The 16,120-nt window shown below is 49.5% G+C and carries 14 protein-coding genes and 1 pseudogene; 4 read left to right on the top strand and 11 right to left on the bottom strand.

What is annotated here, in order from left to right; genetic code table 11:
• The first annotated feature begins 11 nt into the window (after positions 1 to 11).
• Both C1H71_RS08480 and C1H71_RS08485 read left to right on the top strand, forming a co-directional pair.
• Entirely contained in the window at positions 12 to 464 is a 453-nt protein-coding gene (locus C1H71_RS08480; RefSeq protein WP_130106164.1) for a helix-turn-helix domain-containing protein, read from the top strand.
• A gap of 99 nt (positions 465 to 563) precedes the next feature.
• Positions 564 to 818, top strand: coding sequence for a hypothetical protein (locus C1H71_RS08485; RefSeq protein WP_130106165.1), 255 nt, complete (start codon positions 564 to 566; stop codon positions 816 to 818).
• A 64-nt stretch (positions 819 to 882) separates the two neighbouring features.
• Here the strand turns inward: C1H71_RS08485 and C1H71_RS08490 are convergent, their stop codons facing one another.
• The 7 genes and pseudogenes from C1H71_RS08490 to istA all read right to left on the bottom strand — a co-directional run bounded on the left by C1H71_RS08490 (position 883) and on the right by istA (position 7,361).
• Complete coding sequence (locus C1H71_RS08490; RefSeq protein ID WP_130106166.1) at positions 883 to 1,218, bottom strand: helix-turn-helix domain-containing protein; 336 nt, start codon at positions 1,216 to 1,218, stop codon at positions 883 to 885.
• Positions 1,215 to 1,559: a type II toxin-antitoxin system RelE/ParE family toxin gene (locus C1H71_RS08495; protein WP_130106167.1), complete on the bottom strand. Its 345-nt coding sequence runs from the start codon at positions 1,557 to 1,559 to the stop codon at positions 1,215 to 1,217. Before C1H71_RS08495 ends, C1H71_RS08490 begins: the two co-directional genes overlap by 4 nt.
• 98 nt (positions 1,560 to 1,657) lie before the next feature.
• On the bottom strand, positions 1,658 to 2,719 hold the full coding sequence (locus C1H71_RS08500) for a phage late control D family protein (RefSeq protein ID WP_130106168.1): 1,062 nt from the start codon (positions 2,717 to 2,719) through the stop codon (positions 1,658 to 1,660).
• Entirely contained in the window at positions 2,716 to 3,126 is a 411-nt protein-coding gene (locus tag C1H71_RS08505) for a phage tail protein (RefSeq protein ID WP_130106169.1), read from the bottom strand. The genes C1H71_RS08500 and C1H71_RS08505 overlap by 4 nt, the downstream gene beginning before the upstream one ends.
• Positions 3,126 to 4,892, bottom strand: a pseudogene (locus tag C1H71_RS08510) (phage tail tape measure protein); the annotation flags it as partial. The gene C1H71_RS08505 and the pseudogene C1H71_RS08510, both read right to left, overlap by 1 nt.
• Positions 4,893 to 5,047: 155 nt before the next feature.
• Entirely contained in the window at positions 5,048 to 5,848 is an 801-nt protein-coding gene (gene istB / locus C1H71_RS08515) for an IS21-like element helper ATPase IstB (RefSeq protein ID WP_130104872.1), read from the bottom strand.
• Positions 5,841 to 7,361 (bottom strand): IS21 family transposase, encoded by a 1,521-nt coding sequence (gene istA, locus C1H71_RS08520; protein WP_130104993.1) that lies wholly within the window; start codon positions 7,359 to 7,361, stop codon positions 5,841 to 5,843. Before istA ends, istB begins: the two co-directional genes overlap by 8 nt.
• 129 nt (positions 7,362 to 7,490) lie before the next feature.
• Between istA and C1H71_RS08525 the strand changes: the two genes are divergently transcribed.
• Together C1H71_RS08525 and C1H71_RS08530 are read left to right on the top strand one after the other, a co-directional pair.
• The gene (locus C1H71_RS08525; RefSeq protein WP_445351656.1) at positions 7,491 to 8,021 is read left to right on the top strand and encodes a phage terminase large subunit family protein; all 531 of its coding nucleotides are present in this window, start codon (positions 7,491 to 7,493) and stop codon (positions 8,019 to 8,021) included.
• Entirely contained in the window at positions 8,022 to 9,044 is a 1,023-nt protein-coding gene (locus tag C1H71_RS08530; RefSeq protein WP_130106172.1) for a phage portal protein, read from the top strand.
• Between the two features lie 233 nt (positions 9,045 to 9,277).
• On the opposite strand, the gene C1H71_RS08535 is transcribed toward C1H71_RS08530, so the two are convergent.
• The 4 genes from C1H71_RS08535 to C1H71_RS08550 form a co-directional block, all read right to left on the bottom strand.
• Positions 9,278 to 9,643, bottom strand: coding sequence for a hypothetical protein (locus C1H71_RS08535; RefSeq protein ID WP_130106173.1), 366 nt, complete (start codon positions 9,641 to 9,643; stop codon positions 9,278 to 9,280).
• A gap of 36 nt (positions 9,644 to 9,679) precedes the next feature.
• The gene (locus C1H71_RS08540) at positions 9,680 to 10,900 is read right to left on the bottom strand and encodes an SEL1-like repeat protein (RefSeq protein ID WP_130106174.1); all 1,221 of its coding nucleotides are present in this window, start codon (positions 10,898 to 10,900) and stop codon (positions 9,680 to 9,682) included.
• A gap of 84 nt (positions 10,901 to 10,984) precedes the next feature.
• A complete protein-coding gene (locus tag C1H71_RS08545; protein ID WP_130106175.1) occupies positions 10,985 to 12,955 on the bottom strand; it encodes a phospholipase D-like domain-containing protein in 1,971 nt (656 codons plus the stop codon).
• The gene (locus C1H71_RS08550) at positions 12,952 to 15,933 is read right to left on the bottom strand and encodes a type VI secretion system Vgr family protein (RefSeq protein ID WP_130106176.1); all 2,982 of its coding nucleotides are present in this window, start codon (positions 15,931 to 15,933) and stop codon (positions 12,952 to 12,954) included. Before C1H71_RS08550 ends, C1H71_RS08545 begins: the two co-directional genes overlap by 4 nt.
• Positions 15,934 to 16,120: the final 187 nt, after the last annotated feature.

Consider the following 16,120-nt stretch of genomic DNA (forward strand, 5'->3'; position numbering starts at 1 on the left):
TGCTAGAATCTATGACCAAATTATCATCAACATCCCAACTGTTGTCAAGTCAAGACGGTGACATGATTTCTGTTTCTAGGCGTTTGAAGGAAGAGCGGAAGCGGCTTGGACTTTCCCGTGAAATAGCTGCTAAGGCGCTTGGGGTCTCTGTTACATCTCTTTACACATATGAAGGGAATAGAGTTACACCGCCAGTGTCGGTACTAATACCACTAGCTAAATTAGGGGCTGATGTTCAATACATCGTGACAGGTGAACGTGCTACAGCTCTTCTGTCTCCAGAAGAGCAACAGATGATTTCTGCTTTACGTGCAGCGACGCCATCAGTGCGGACTGCTCTTTTATCAATGGCTCATGCAGGCGTTGATAAGCAGGTAGTCGTTCAGCAAAAATATGTTGGAGGAGTTGGCAAGGTCATTGAGGGTGATTTGACCATCCACGGTGATCAAACTTTTAAATTTTGAATGTGAACGGCCATTAAAAAAACAGCGCATATATTGTGAACGCTGTTTTTTTGCTAATTGAGCCCGCAATTTGGCGGGTTTTTTTATGGCTAATTCAAAATGAAAGATAGAAAATTCTTCGATTCCACTGGTATGGCTGCATGTAAGGATATTAAAATTAATCACGCACACTTTCATTTTCCCGCTTCATCTCGCCTACTTTGGCTTGCCTGTTTAATTCTGTCTTTTGCGCTGGGTGTGGTGACGGGCAGAGACTATCTGCCTGTTCGGTATTCGCCAGAGGATAAGCCCGCTATGACAGAGCAACAAGTTGATTCACAGCCACTGACAATCGATGCGAGTTCTGCGGTATAGGTCGCAGGTAAACAAAAGCCCCTGACTGGCAGGGGCTTGGTTAGTGGGGCCAATTATCAGCGCTCTAGCCAATATGTATGGTTACTGGCTTATCTGCACGGCCCAGCAAAGAAATCAGCGTATCAATCGTAAACTTATTGGTTTTTTTATTAACTACATCCGAAACGCGTGGTCGCGAAATATGGAGTATTGCTGCCGCTTCAGCTTGCTTAAGCTGCTTGCCTTCAATCCATGACCCTAACTCTGTAATAAGCTGCTCTTTGAGCATTAAGGTAGCATCAATTTGTTTTTGTGATTCGGCGTGATAGCGCTGTGCCTCTTCCGGCGCAAAGCCAAGCTCAGCAAACAAGTTGGCACCTGGCGGGGTGATATGTTGGATTGTGGTGTCAATATTTTTCATGGCTCTGTTTTCCTTGATTGAACGATGGCCCGATAGCGTGCTTCGGCAATGTCCTTATCTTTTTTTGCGGTCGCTTCTGTTTTCTTGTGGAAGCAATGCAATACATAAATGGCCTCTTCAAACTTGGCCACATACATTACGCGAAAGATACCGGCTGCATCTTTAATCCGAACCTCTTTTGTTCCTTGGCCTACGTCATTAAAAGGCTTCCAATCATCTGGATCTAAACCGGCTTGTACTTTTGAGAGTTGGTAGCCTGCCTCTTTACGTGGCCCTTCTGGAAAGTGAATAAGGTCATCAAATGATGATCCCGCCCACCTTATTTCTTTATCATCTCGCATGTATAAAATTCTATACATTATTGTTGGTTTGCGCCAGTGTAAAACTTTGCATTAAAAAATTAGATGCTAAACGGCGGCCAGATGGTCGCCGTTTTTATTTACCCGTCCACTTCACTGGCCTTTACTTCCAGCTCTAAAGCCGTGGTGTAGCCGCTGTCGCTTAAGCTATGCACCACGCGGGTAATGATCCAGTCTTGCTGGTCGATAATCGGCTTAAAGCCTGAAACGCTGGCGGGTAGTTCGGGGAAGAGTTCGGGGCGGCCATAGGCGAGGGTGATTGAGAATTGAGCCACGCCGCGTTGCAGTTTTTCCCATTCGGCTTTTGCGGCCCGTTCGGCATTGGTTTTGCTGGCGTAAACGTGTCTTAGGGTTTTGACGTTATCGTCCGCGCCTTGGATCACTTCGCCTTGCCCTGGGCCTGCGGGTTTCTTTTGTCTGGGTTTGCGTTTTACGGTGGTGGTTTCTTTCTTGGCGGTTTTGGTGTTTTGCCAAGCAGCTTTTACGCCGCTATATGCGCCTCGGTCTGCGATGCCAAAGCGGTGGCCATCGCCAGATTGGCGGGTGATTTGTACTTTGCTGAGCGGTTTACCGCTGGCGGTGGTGGCTTGGCCCGCCTTCATAAAGATCAGGCTGCTATTTTTGACGGTGGCAATGGCATCAAACATTTTAGCCATGCGGCTTAAGAAGCTGGCGTCGCTTTCATTGGTTTGGTCAATATGGCTAATGGCTTGTTCGGCTAAGCCTTGCCCTATCCGATGCTCGATCTTGTTTTGCTTGCTGATGGTTTCAATAATCTGGCCCAGCGTGGTTTGGTGCCACGACCTTTCTTTTTTGACTGATAGGCCAGCGCGTAAATCGGCACTGCGGGCGCGAATGGTGAGCTGATCCGGTGCGCCGCTGTGCTCGACTTCATCCACCGTATATTGGCCCTTATCCACTAAGCCGCTATCCGACCAGCCCAGCGATACGCTGACAATGGCACCGCGTGGCGGAATCTCGAGCAGGCCGTCGCTATCGTCCAGCGTGATATCGAGCTGATCCGCTTCAAAACCGCGATTGTCCGTCAGGCCAACCGATACCAGCCTATCGTTGACCAGCTTAGAAATATCCTTGCTACCCACGAGGATTTTAAAGCGTGGGGATTTGTGGCCTTCATTCATTGCAATAGCCCAATGATGGTTTCGAGAGTGTCAGACGTGATCCGCTTAAGGCTTAAGTTAAATTCAATCTTGCGGGCCGAGCCGTCTTGGTAAAACAGGCTGCGGGTGGTTTTAATCGATTCGATCACGTACTCGCCATAAATCCAGCCGGTGCCCTCAATTAAAAAATATTTCTCCCCGGTGTTGGCCATCTCGTCTAGCACCAGCAAAGACACCTCGCCCGCGTTGAGCTCTTCGTAAAGCGCGCCGCTCAGTGTGATGGTTTCCGCATCTGGCCCTAAGAATTGATGAGCAGGGCCGGTGCCGATACGGGTTTGGCTGGCGTGCCGCCATGATTTAGATTGCTCTAAAGTTTGGTAAGGCGCGCTGGCCAGCTCAAAAACAAACATGCCTAAAACCATCATCATTAGTCGTTGTCTCCTAAGCGTGAACGGCTACGCACTTGCTTCTGGCGTTCGGCCTTGGCGATTTCTTTGGCAACCAGTTGGGCGAGTTTTTGTTCATCCATGCCTGGGGCGGCGTTGATTGTGATTTGGAATACAGGGGCAGAGGCGGCATTGTTTGCGGGTGCGGTGTTGGCAATGGGCGGGCGTGTATCGATGGTGACACCGGCCATTGCGCCAAGGCTGGCCCCACCAATCATCAGGCCGCTGGCCGCGTTAATGATTTGGTGGGTGATGTTCTTCATGGTGGCCAGTGGCGCATCTTTGCCATCCGTTAAGCCTTGATCTAAACCGGCCACGGTATGCCGCCCAATCTGGGCAAAGACGCGAGAAGGCGAGTGGATATCAAGCGCCTTTTGTACTGGCTCGGGCAGCATCTTGGCCAGCTCGTAGAACTTGCCTTTTAACCAGTCCCATTTGCTAGCAATGCCTTGCCATAAGCCTTCAACAATTTGCACCCCAATGGCCATGATTTTAATGGGCAAGCCAATAAAGGCGGCCAGTACTTCTGCGACAATCACAACAAGATGGGCGAGGAATTGACCAAAGCCGCTACCGCTCCGAGTCGCCCCCTCTAAACTTTCCTTAGTGGATTGAATCGGGGCAAACAGTTTACTTACCCATTCCCACGCTATTTTAAAAGCGCCGATCATCCAATCCCATACCGGCATAAGCGGCTGTAATGCGGCCATTAATGGCGTAAACGTTTGCACAAAGATGGCTTTTAATGGGGCGATTCCCTCTGTAAAGCCTTGCCATAGGCCGGTAAAGAAGGCTTTGATGGGTTCCCAATATTTGTAAATGAGCAGGGCCGCTAAGGCGATGCCCGTCAAGACTAAGCCGATAGGGTTGGTGAGTGCCAGGCGGCCCACGAACGCCAGTGCTTGACCCAATTGCATGACGGCTTTAATGGGGAGTTTGATTAGACCTATCCCGCCATTCAGTAAGCCTTTTCCGCCTTTCACGGCAAGATTAGCCCCTCCCTTGGCCGCATCTTTAGTCATTCCAGCTATACCGGCAGTTCGTGCGTATTGCATGGCCCCCGTGGCCTTACTGGCCGCCATGGCCCCTTGTGCGCGGATGGCTTGCCAAATGGAGGCGGTATATCCTTTTACTGCGCGGTTGGCTCGGCCCATCGATCCGGTCATAGACTGGAATATGGCTTTGGGGCTGGTCTGATTCAGCGCTTTCAATGTGGCACTTAATTTTCCATAGCTTAGGGTGGCGGCTTTGACTAATTTTGTGCCTAACCCCATTTTGATATTCAGTAAGCTAAGCCCATAGCGCATCATCACCATCGGCCCCAGCGCGGCAGCCATAGCTAAGGTGAAGCCGCCCATAATGAGTAATGCTGCCGAAATAATGGCAAACAGCCTGACTAGCTTCTCTGTTAACGCTGGGTTTTCTTGCGTCCATTTTTTAACCTTGCCAATTACCTCGGTAATGCTTTGGATGACGCCACGTAAAGGGCCGTCGTTTGTTTCATAGAGCTGAATATTCAGGTCTTGCCATGCTGAGCTTAATTTTTTTACATCGCCATTGGCATTGTCTGACATGATTTCGGCGATCTTCGCCGCTGTGCCCTTCGCGTTTTCTAAAACTTTGATGTAGTCATCAAGCGCACCGATGCCTTGATTCTCGATAAGTTCGGATACGCCTGTGGCCGCTTCGGCCCCAAAGACCTCTTTTAAAATGGATAGCTGGTCAGCCGTCCCCATTTTCTTTGTGGCTTCTGCAACCTCTGTTCACGCCGATTGAAATTTGACCCACCCTGCCGATCGAATTTTGACCCAGGGCCGAGCGTTGCTTTTTATCGGAGCAACTGTGCATAAGTCTAGCAAATAGCGGGCCACTCACCCGCTATTTTTACGCCTTCAGGTTCGGCTTAAAACCGCTCAGCCTCGGTACGCGCTTCCTCCTTTCTGCTTTGCTCCCTTTGTTTTATCTTCGTTTTTGCTGCTAAGCTGCTGTGCTGGAAACGGTAGGAGTCATTCCCCGTTTCTACAATGTGGCAATGGTGCGTCAGCCGATCCAACAACGCCGTCGTCATCTTGGCATCGCCAAATACACTCGACCATTCCGAGAAGTTCAGATTCGTGGTGATGATGACGCTGGTGTGCTCATAGAGCTTCGACAACAAATGAAACAGCAATGCGCCTCCGGCCTGACTAAAGGGTAAGTAGCCCAGTTCATCCAAAATCACCACATCCACTCGCATCAGCGCGAGTGCAATACGACCTGCTTTGCCTTCACGTTTTTCTTTTTCCAGTAAATTGACCAAATCCACGGTCGAATAAAAACGGCCGCGCTTGCCGTGATGCGTGATCCCGCCGATCGCTAACGCCGTGGCCAAATGTGTTTTACCCGTGCCTGGGCCGCCAATCAGTACGGTATTTTGTGCCGTGTCGGTAAAGGCCAATGTCGCCAGTTGATTGACCAGTGCTTGATCTGCCTTGCTCGCGCTAAAGTCAAATCCCGCTAAATCACGATGCACGGGAAACTTCGCTGCGCTCATTTGATGCTGAATCGAGCGCACCTTACGATCGCTGTGTTCTGCTTGCAATAAATGCTCAATCAGCCAGCCACACGTTTCCATACTCTGGCCGCCCTGGCTCTTCAGATCCAGCCAAGCGGCCGCCATCCCATGCAAGCGCAAGGCTTTGAGTTCAACACTCATCTCATGCATGGCTCGACTCCTCGTGGTCGCTGTCGAACTCGCTCGCTGCACGCAAGCCGTCGTAACGCTGGGTGTTCGCCTGCGGTTCTTCTACTAATTGCAGCTGCGTTTCAGCGCTAATAGCGGACGGTGGGTCATTCAATCGCGCCACTACATTTAAAATGTGTTCAATGCTGATGACGCCTGACTCCAGTACCAACTCAACCGCAACCAGTACTGCATCCAAACCCGCCACCGGAACCGTGGCCAGCACTTGCGCCATCACCTTGTCTCCCCCGTTACGCCGTAACAACCTTTCCTTGAGCTGCAATAAGGGCGCAGGCATCGACGTAAAGGGCGCACCATTGCGTAAGGCCCCCGGCTTACGGGCAATCAGCGGAATATAGTGCAGCCAATCAAAGCTCACCTGCTGTTGCCCCGTCAGCCGCTGATGTCGGGCCATGATTTCATTATTCGCCACCACCACAACTTGCGTGGGATACAAGCGCACACTCACACGCTGCCGCGACCATTCACAAGGCACCGAGTAACGATTGCGCGCGACGGTGATTAAACAGGTGCTGGAAACCCGAGCCAGATGCTCAACGTAACCATCAAACGGGGTCGGCATCGGCATCATTTCTAAACGCTCTTGCTCCAACATCTCGGCAATGCTCAGACCTTTGAATTCGGGATGCCTGAGCACGCCCCATAAGACGCGACAACGCTCGGCCAGCCACGCATTCAATGCGTCAAAGGTACTGAACTTGATGCTTTGCGCCTCCAGCCAGATTCGCCGCCGACTATCTTGGACATTCTTTTCAACCACGCCTTTTTCCCAGCCAGAGGCGACATTGCAAAAGTCGGGATCAAACAAATAATGGGCGCACATCACCGAGAATCGGGCATTCACGATCCGGCCTTTGCCTTTCAATACCTTATCAACAGCGGTCTTCATATTGTCGTAAATGCCTCGGCGCGGCACACCCCCTAAAGCCGCAAAGGATCGAGTATGCGCATCGAACAACATTTCATGCCCTTGACTGGGATAGGCCACTAACCAGAAGGCGCGACTGGCACACAATTTCAGATGGGAAACTTGAATGCGCCGATAAATACCACCAATAAGTAGATGCTCCTCACTCCAATCAAATTGAAAGGCTTCGCCCAAAGCAAATTGCAAGGGCACAAAACCCTGTGGGGTCTTACCGGCTTTGCCCCGCCAAGCACGAACGAAATCAGTGACGCCACTGTAAGCCCCTGTATAACCCTCAGCTTGAATCTGCTCAAACAAGGCTTTGGCGGTGCGACGATTCTGCTTGGATCGGAAGGAGTCGGCAGTCAGGGCTTGTTCTAGAGTGGCATGATAGGGCGTCAGTTTGCCAGGCTTACGCTGCCGTACGTATTGCGGCTCAGCCTTGGCAGCGGGTTTGCGAACCCAAGCGCGAATAGTGTTACGCGCCAGCCCCGTGCGCTTGGTGATTTCGTGCAGCGACAGATTATCGCGAAAATACATCCTGCGGATTTTGCCCATCATTTCCATGGTGATCACCTTTTATCCTCTGCTCAAGAGTTAAGCAGAATAAGTAAAGCACCTGGGTCAATTTTGGATCGGCAGAACTAGCTGTGGTGGGTCAGTTTTCGGTCGGCGTCAACATACTGGCCTGTATGGATTGGCTACGACCCTGCTTTATCTGGCGATAGTGCGGGCCTGATCGTACTGGCCCCGCCGCTGGTGCCTGGCGGTAAATTCCGCGTGTTGGAGAAACGCCAATGGAAAGGCATGGATTTTGCCGCGCAGGCGCAAGGGATTAAGGATATCTGCAGCCAATACAACGTGGCCTATATCGGCATTGATACCACCGGCATCGGGCAGGGCGTTTATCAACTGGTCAAACAGTTTTACCCAGCGGTAAGGGCCATTAATTACAGCGTGGAGATGAAAGCGCGCTTAGTCATGAAGGCGCAAGACGTGATCCGCAAAGGGCGTTTGGAGTTTGACGCGGGCTGGACTGATCTTGCCGCCGCATTTATGGCGATTCAAAAAACCATGACCGCCAGCCAGCGGCATGTGACTTACACGGCCAGCCGCTCCGAAGAACTCAGCCACGCCGACTTAGCCTGGGCATGTATGCACGCCTTACTCAATGAGCCGTTAGAAGGCGCCAATTCGACTAATTCCGGCTTTATGGAAATTTGCTAAATGAAAAAGAAATCTGTTTACCAAGCAAAAAATCAACGCATGCCAGAAGCAAAAGCACCCGATCAATCTGTGGCCTTCACCTTTGGCGAGCCTTCCGCTGTGCTCGATCGCCGTGAATTACTGGATTTACTCGAGTGCAACAACAACGGCAAATGGTACGAGCCGCCGATGTCATTTGATGGGCTGGCTAAAACCTACCGCGCTACCGTTCACCATTCCAGCCCCATTCAGGTTAAGCGCAACATCCTACTTAAAACCTTTATCCCGCACCCGCTATTAAGCCGCACTGAGTTTGCTAAGTTTGCGCTGGATTACCTGATCTTTGGGAATGCCTATTTAGAGAAGAACCTAGGCCGCACCGGCAAGGTGCTTAAGCTTACCCACGCGCTGGCCAAGTACATACGCGTCGGGTTAAAAGAGGGCGGGTTTTATCAAGTACTGAATCATGCCAAAGAATATGAATTCCAGCAGGGCACGGTGTTTCACCTGCTCGAGCCTGATATCAATCAAGAGATTTACGGCTTGCCTGAATACCTATCGGCGCTTAATTCAACCTGGCTGAATGAATCCGCCACGCTGTTTCGCCGCCGCTATTTTGAAAACGGCAGCCACGCTGGTTTTATTCTGTACATGACCGACGCCGCCCAAAACGAAAGCTATATCGACGACCTGCGCGAAGCCCTGCAAAAAAGCAAAGGCCCAGGGAATTTTAAAAACTTAATGGTGTACGCGCCTGGCGGCAAGAAAGACGGCATGCAGATCTTGCCTATCTCAGAAGTAGCGGCCAAGGATGACTTCTGGAATATCAAAAACGTAACCCGCGACGACCAACTCAGTGCCCACCGTGTACCGGCGCAACTGATGGGCATCATCCCCAACAACACCGGCGGCTTAGGTGACGTAGAGAAAGCCGCCACCGTGTTTGCGTATAACGAGATTGAACCATTGCAGGAACGCATGAAGGAGTTAAACGACTGGCTGGGGGTGGAGGTGATCCGCTTCAAACCTTACGTACTGGCGTAAACAAGCCCAAGTAAGCAGCAAGCCCGCAAGCGCGGGCTTTTTTGCGCCTGCATTTTAAGAAGAATCTGCAGTCAGCCCCCAGCGCGCGCCCTCGTGACCCCGCCACGCCTGCCCACTTAACCCATTATTTTTTATGCACCTGCATGATGAAGGCTAAAGCCGCGCCAAATATGGCGCTAAACGGTAAAAAATGCCCATCATCAAGCTTGCAAAATGGGCTGTTTACATGCTCATTATTGCAACTCATGCAAAATAGATGATCCTTTGTCTAAGGCTCGTTTTAACGTGATCTTATTGCCTTCATTTACGACGATAAGTACATTTGTAATCTCAAGATCAAGTAAGCGGCCATCAAGGTTATAAGAAAGCTGTACTTCACCTCCCCCATGAAATCTCATGTAATGGGAGACTGAATCAAATAAATTGATAATTTCATGTTTTTCTATATCGATAATGTTTTCAATTCCAATACTCTTTATTGATTTAAGCTCAACTTCAATAGAGCCCTCTGAGTAACATAAAACAGTACCATCAGACTTCCTAGAGATTTCCATTTTATTGCTAGGCAATATTTTTACCGACTCATCATTGTCATTCATTTGCGAGCTCCTTTTTAAAAGATGGGCCGTCGATGATTAACTATATTTTTCCAATTGCCATTCCATCGCCAGCTCCATTTTTTCTGGCCCTTTTAGCCATTGGGCTAGCTTATTGCGGCGGGTAATTGATGCCGTAATGGTGGGCATGGGCTGGCCTTTGCTTAATTGATGGCTATATTTCTGCCCTTCAAAATAGCCGACCCATAGACCGGCTTCTGGGCAAGGTAGGCCGTTGTGGCAAAGCGTGCCAAGGGAAACACGGTCTGGCGTGGTGGCTGCAATGGGGACGGGGGCAACTTCAGCTTTTTTAAGCAGGGCCAGTGGCATGCCTGATGCAGGATCTAGCCCCTTTGCTTTAGCTAGTTTGGCGATCAGTTCATCGCTGGGCTTGCTGGGGGCAAGATTAGCTTCGTGGGCAGTTAGCCATTTCAATTTTCCATCCCAAGGGGGGAGTTTTGCTGGTGGCAGGGGCACAATATCGTCAATTTCTTCTACGGTCGGTTTGAGATAGGAATAGCGACCTAAAACTTTGCCAATGGCCTTATAGCGGCGTGAACGTTCTTCGTCTTTTTCTAAGGCAAGGTAATTAAGTTCATCAGTAGGGGGAGGCGCAAGAAAGCCATTTTCTAAAGCAAACGCAGCTGTTTCATTTCCTGCTTTCACACCAAGTTGAAACGAACTTAAAGCTTCAACAAAACGTTTCAATCCTTTTAAATTTATACCCAGATCAACGCCAGCCTCAACATGCCCTTGTTCGGCGGCGCAAAGGCGCAACTGCCGCATCACATCAGGGGCCATATCATCAGGAGCAAGTTTCTCCCCCACATAGTATTGGCCTGCTGGGCTGCCCATATCTGCCGATTTCCTGAAATACTTTAAAGCCAATTCATCATTTTTATCATAGCCATAAGCATGCTCGATGTAATAGGCCATATTGTAAAAGCCAGTTGGGATCTTCTCTTTAATCAGTTGATCGTTTAAATCCAATACCTCAATGATCGAGCCATCAAAGCTGCCATCGGTAATGCCATTTTGTAAATTGATATTGGCCTTGTAATGCCCATTGGCCGCAGCAATGCGGTAAAGGCGGGCAATTTCTGGATAGACATTTGCGTCTTGTTTTAATAGATTATTTTTTTGCAACCAGCGGCTATACATAAATAGCACATCTGCTTCTTGCGGCAGTGCAGGTAAATGATCTTTTTCATACACGCAAGTAAAAGCCAGTTTTGCGTGTACATTAGCGACGTCGGGCATAATCCTTTCCTTAGCATTTGGGGTATTGGCTTTGCAAGCCGTACAAATAAAACAAATCAAGAATAGATAGCTTAGGCGCATGGTTTAATCCGAATCCTTAATTTTGGCGCTGCCCCGATAAAACTCAACCAAAGAGGCATAAGGCTTCTTTTTGCTGGCTTTACTTCTGTCGGGAGCATAGTCTTTATTTTGTTTAATAATGTAATTCCATTGTTTAAACGCCACTTCCGGTTCATCCTGCACGCCCATGCCATTGGTATGCAATCCCCATAAATGCTGGCGCATGGGCTTAGTGATTCTGCTATCAGCAAAGGCAATATTCAATTCACTATCAACCTCCATACTGCGGGTATTGATATTTGTAGAGCCTAGGGTGGTGAAACTATCATTCACCATCAGTAATTTGCTGTGTACATAGACATCTAACCAAGGCTTGCCTGCAGGGGAGTCTGGTGCCACCAAGGTACAAATCTGCATTTTCAAGCCCGGTGGCACTTCTCTTGACGTAATAATCGGCGCGTTGCCACTTTTCTTTGCCCTTTGCTGTGCTTCTTGGCTACCTTTAAACGCAGCCTCTGCCTTTGCCTGACGCTGATTTGCGGCATTAAGCGCTTCTAGATTTTGTTGGTGAGCTTGGCTAATCCCACCAAACTGAATGCCTCCCACGACTTGTGGCGCAGATGCATTGACGTCTTTTTGAGCTTTGCCTACGCCTTTTTGAGCCTGCTCTAAGTCAGCTTGCCGCACATCCAGCTCTTTGGCCCTTGCCACGTTAGGAATCGTATCGGCCCGGCCAAGGCTATCGAGCATACGATAAGTATTCACCGTGCCTGAGCCAACACCGTCATCAGTGGAATTGGTGATCACAAAAAGATAAAGGGAATCATGCTTGCCAGGATCACATCCCCACTGAGTTTGTTTTTGAGCAACTTCTTTAAGTTTTTCAGCTAAAGGGGGCCAGCGAAAGTATTGATTTTCAGCATAAATCATTGTGCTGGCATTGTTGATTGCCTGCATATAAACATCTTTAATTTCTTTGATGCCATATTGCGGTTGGGTGCGTAAAATTTGCGCATGCACAGGCAGGTTTTCAGCATCTTTGCGTATAGGGTAACGTGAGAAATCAAGTTTACCCAGTGACTCGCCGGTTTCTTTTTCCCAAGCTTGGCTAAAGTTAGCAAATAGATTGCCCACAACAGGGCCAGTTACTCTGCTCGAAATATCCTGACGTGGGCCAATAACGCCATTACGGCCTGCTTTATAATGCTGGCAGTAATAGCTGTGGTTATCTTTATCCCAATATTCATCAAGCATATTGTGGCCCATAACGAATCCAGTCGCTTTATTGGGCGTTTCATAATCAACTAACACCATTTTTTGGTGATGGCTGGGGGTCGCCGCTAGCACGCCTTTAGTACCAACAGCCAATCCTTGATCTTCATAATTACGGCCAGCAATCCGTGCGCGATCTATTGCGCTAAAACCTCGGCTAAAGAAACGTAGATTATTTGCGGCTTTATTACCAAACACTGCCTTTCCAAGCTTTACGGCAACATCCAGCATCTCTTGATTTTCATCGTATTTATTAAACCAATCACAGTCATATTGATACTGTGCATCATCACTATATGCTGGGCGATCTTGAACCCCAATTGAATGTCTGCCTGGTGTATTGGATTCACCTAAACCCTGCTTAACGCCTGTAACGTTGAGGTAAAAAGGTTTAAGGGTTAACTCAAAAGCAAAACACAGAATCCTAACCTTAACGCCCGCTTCCGCTTTCTTCTCTAATAGCTTGCCAATGCTCATTAAATCAGGATCGCTTTCACGAATAAAATACATTGAAGGCTGAAAGCCCCAGCAAATAATGCAAACAGACTTTTCTGCGGCGACAATAGCTTCATAAACAGCTTTAAAGGCTCTTTCTCCATTAATTAATGGCTTAAAGCTCGCTCCAACGGGTGCGTATTCAGCTTTTTGCACCACCCAAGGCGGTGTGATTGTGCATTCATTGGTCTGCCCCAGCGCAGCGGGAGTAACAATAGATTTACTCATACTTCACCTTTGCCGGTAAATAGGTTGCGATAATCTTCACGGACAGAATCTTGGTGCTTTGTTGCATCAGTATCATTTGATTTTACTGGCTCATAGCGATGAAATCCTTTATTTGCCAGATCTCCTTGAGAGGCGTTTTTATACTCGCTAGGTACTGGAATCTGATAAACCAATCCATTTGCCAATTCTAATTTGTAATGCCCTGTGACCACTTCATGCATAATTTTTAGCTGGCCACTCCCATCTAAGACGTCCTGCTGGACTAATGCTCCATCGGCATAGAGCTTATAAGGCATCCGCGCCCAGCTACTTTGCTCGCCCATAGGAGATTGATCAAATTTAAACACAAAGGGTGTTTTAGGCATATTTTGAGGAAAGGCTGGATGCTGGGCAGTCATCTTATCCGGCCCACTCCAATCATGGCTCCCGCCTTTAATACTGATCTTCCCCGGCGCATGCAGCTCGATTTTTCCGTCTTTGATGCGGATATAAGCGCCACCGGCGGTCATCAGAATTTCTTGCTTGGCGTTGAACAGGCCCTTGCCTTTGATGGCGGTGAATTTGGTGTTTTTGTCGGCGGTGATTTCAATATCGTCGCTTTGCGCCTGCATTTGCAGCTTGCCTTTGGCTGCAATCAGCTTTAGGGTGATTTGGTCTTTGATACCCCCCACAAACAGGCTGATGTGCTGGCTTACGTTATGAATCCAGCGGCGGCCGGTGCTTTGGTTGCTGTCTCTTTGGGCGATTTGGTCTAGGTTTGTGCCTGCGCTAATCGTCTGGCTTTGCGGGGTGGTGATGGCCACGCCGTCCTCGCCGTGCAGCAGGATGATTTTTTGTTGGCCTGCTTGCTCTTTGGATTTGCTTTTGCCGTCTTGATCCGTATTGCTGCCCGCTTCAAAACTTTTGCTGGCGTGTACGTGGTGGTGCAAGTGGCCGGTGCTGGCTTTGCTGCCGGGGCTGTTGTCGGGCTTGACGGTTTGATCGTCGTCGCCGGTTTCCATGCTGTCGGCAAGTTGTTTAGCCGCGTATTCGCCAAGGTTTTTGGCGGTGTCTAGGGCCGATTCCAGCTGGCTTTGCGCGGGGCTGCGGTCTAGCTGCTTGCCGGATGCATCACCTTTGGCTTCGGTGCTAATCAGTAGGCCGCTGGCGCGGATTGCGCCTTGTTTATCGCTACGCAGCTCAAAGCCTTCGCCGCGTGCTTCGCCTTTTCCATCCGTTCTTGGGTGGATTAAGTAGCCAAGGTTGAGCTGGGTTTTACCGTGCTCGCTCGATAATTTAGTGCGCACTTCGCCCTTGCTATCGTCAAACAGCAGCTCGCCGTATTGGCCGCCTTCATGCTCTTTGGTCTTGATACCTGATAGGGTTTTATTGGCAGGCAGAGCGCCAGCGCCGCTGAACGCGGGCACTGAATGGCTGCCGTTATAGGTAACACCCGTTACAATTGGGCGGTCGATATCGCCCTCTATAAAGCTGACACTCACCTCCTGGCCCACCCTAGGGATAAACTGATGACCGAAACCTACACCTGCGGATGGGCACGCAACGCGAACCCAGCAGGATGACTTATCGTCAAGGTTTGCGCCAAATTCTGGGTGCTCTGCGGCACGTTGCCAGTGATATTGCACCTTAATTCGGCCATATTCGTCGGTATACACTTCTGCTTGTTGGCTAGAGTCGGCAGAGCTGCCTTGTGGGCCAACCACGGTGGCGGTTTGTACGCCTAGGCTGGTGGGTTTGCTGTGTTCGGTATGAGCAAAGTTAGGCGTAATCGGCTGGCCACGTCTTTGGGCGGTGAAGTTAACTTGGTAAGGAGGATTCGCAGCTGAAGCCGCTGCGACCAGTAAGCTGGGCGCGACTAGGCCAAGTTGCTGGGTTAAATCGGCTGGGAAATTATTATTGGCGGTGAATTTTAGCTCGGTGATGGCGAATTCCCGTTGTTCCGCTGACGTACCCTCATGAGCGGGGTGGTCTTCTAGGCGGAACCACTGTCCCGCTTGTAAGCTACGTAAAGTACCAGTGCCGGTGAATGATTTCTTTTTTGCATCCAACGCTTGCTGACGTAGCCTTGCGTAGTGGCTTAGTTCATCGTTATCGCTTGCGTAATACAAAGACTGAGGATCATAATCCTCAAAGCTGACTTGTAGCTGTTGACCACCCTCGCCTTGGTCGATATAACTTTCATCAAAACTTTGGTTCGTTGTGGTGGTTTTGTAATCAAAGCTAGCCAAAGAAACCGAGCTACTGCCTACTTGGCGCTGAGTTGCCCATTCGGTAAGAGAATCTGACTCCTCCGTCGAGTCAGCGCGGTGAAAGCGTACCAGTGATTCATGCGCCTCTGGTATCGCAAACGCATCGTCAAAGATCAGCAGCTGAACTTGGGGGCTATCTCCTGCCAGATGAAGCCAACTCCAGCCAAGCCCTTCCTCCGCCAATAGCCGTGTAATAAAATCGCTATCTGATTCTCTATACTGCGTACAGTAGGATCGGGGCGCGTACGTGCCGGATAGCTTGAAATCCAGCGTTTGCACGGCGGCAAACACAGGGTTTTTAGCTTGGTGCTCGGCCAAAATTTGCTTGACGATATCTGCCACGGATAAATTTTGAAATACGCGGGAAGTACGGCGGTGTCTGAGCAAGGCAAAAGGCGGCTCTACGGTGAGGGAATATTGAGCGAAGCCCCCATCAGAACCTAATAGCTGCGCCTGACTCACCACCCCGCAACGCTCAATCGCATCGCCATTGGCGTTTTCTATCGCCAATACCACCGGCAAGCCTAATAGCGATTTAAGTTCTAAATCGCCATTGGAGGATAGGCAATTTACCTCGTAGTGAAAAGCGCGATTTATCCCCTCACTACCTGTTACGCGCTGGGGTAAGAGCTGCTGGCCCCATGCTGCACCATCGCCTAATTGAATAGAGATAAGGCGCTGATCTTGATTAAAAGCAGCGGCGAATGAGGCAAGCAGATCAAAGGGCATAATAAACCAACGGCTTACGAGAAGCTTCGTATATTACATGAGGCTTTATGATGGCTGTTTGTGATTGATTGTAATTACTACACAAAATTTTATAGAGTTACATTATTCGCGTAAGTATTGCACCTTACTTGGTAGCCTTGCTGCATCCTAAACGTGCCATCTTACCCATGTTGCTTGGGGGCGTAAT

The sequence above is a fragment of the Iodobacter fluviatilis genome (assembly GCF_004194535.1).
Classification (GTDB): Bacteria; Pseudomonadota; Gammaproteobacteria; order Burkholderiales; family Chitinibacteraceae; genus Iodobacter; species Iodobacter fluviatilis_A.

Coding starts and splice junctions, on each gene's coding strand:
- istB (WP_130104872.1), bottom strand. CDS start 5,848: ATGCATGAGATGAGTGTTGAACTCAAAGCCTTGCGCTTGCATGGGATG.
- C1H71_RS08550 (WP_130106176.1), bottom strand. CDS start 15,933: ATGCCCTTTGATCTGCTTGCCTCATTCGCCGCTGCTTTTAATCAAGAT.
- C1H71_RS08500 (WP_130106168.1), bottom strand. CDS start 2,719: ATGAATGAAGGCCACAAATCCCCACGCTTTAAAATCCTCGTGGGTAGC.
- C1H71_RS08545 (WP_130106175.1), bottom strand. CDS start 12,955: ATGAGTAAATCTATTGTTACTCCCGCTGCGCTGGGGCAGACCAATGAA.
- C1H71_RS08480 (WP_130106164.1), top strand. CDS start 12: ATGACCAAATTATCATCAACATCCCAACTGTTGTCAAGTCAAGACGGT.
- C1H71_RS08540 (WP_130106174.1), bottom strand. CDS start 10,900: ATGCCCGACGTCGCTAATGTACACGCAAAACTGGCTTTTACTTGCGTG.
- C1H71_RS08535 (WP_130106173.1), bottom strand. CDS start 9,643: ATGAATGACAATGATGAGTCGGTAAAAATATTGCCTAGCAATAAAATG.
- C1H71_RS08505 (WP_130106169.1), bottom strand. CDS start 3,126: ATGATGATGGTTTTAGGCATGTTTGTTTTTGAGCTGGCCAGCGCGCCT.
- istA (WP_130104993.1), bottom strand. CDS start 7,361: ATGGAAATGATGGGCAAAATCCGCAGGATGTATTTTCGCGATAATCTG.
- C1H71_RS08495 (WP_130106167.1), bottom strand. CDS start 1,559: ATGCGAGATGATAAAGAAATAAGGTGGGCGGGATCATCATTTGATGAC.
- C1H71_RS08530 (WP_130106172.1), top strand. CDS start 8,022: ATGAAAAAGAAATCTGTTTACCAAGCAAAAAATCAACGCATGCCAGAA.
- C1H71_RS08485 (WP_130106165.1), top strand. CDS start 564: ATGAAAGATAGAAAATTCTTCGATTCCACTGGTATGGCTGCATGTAAG.
- C1H71_RS08490 (WP_130106166.1), bottom strand. CDS start 1,218: ATGAAAAATATTGACACCACAATCCAACATATCACCCCGCCAGGTGCC.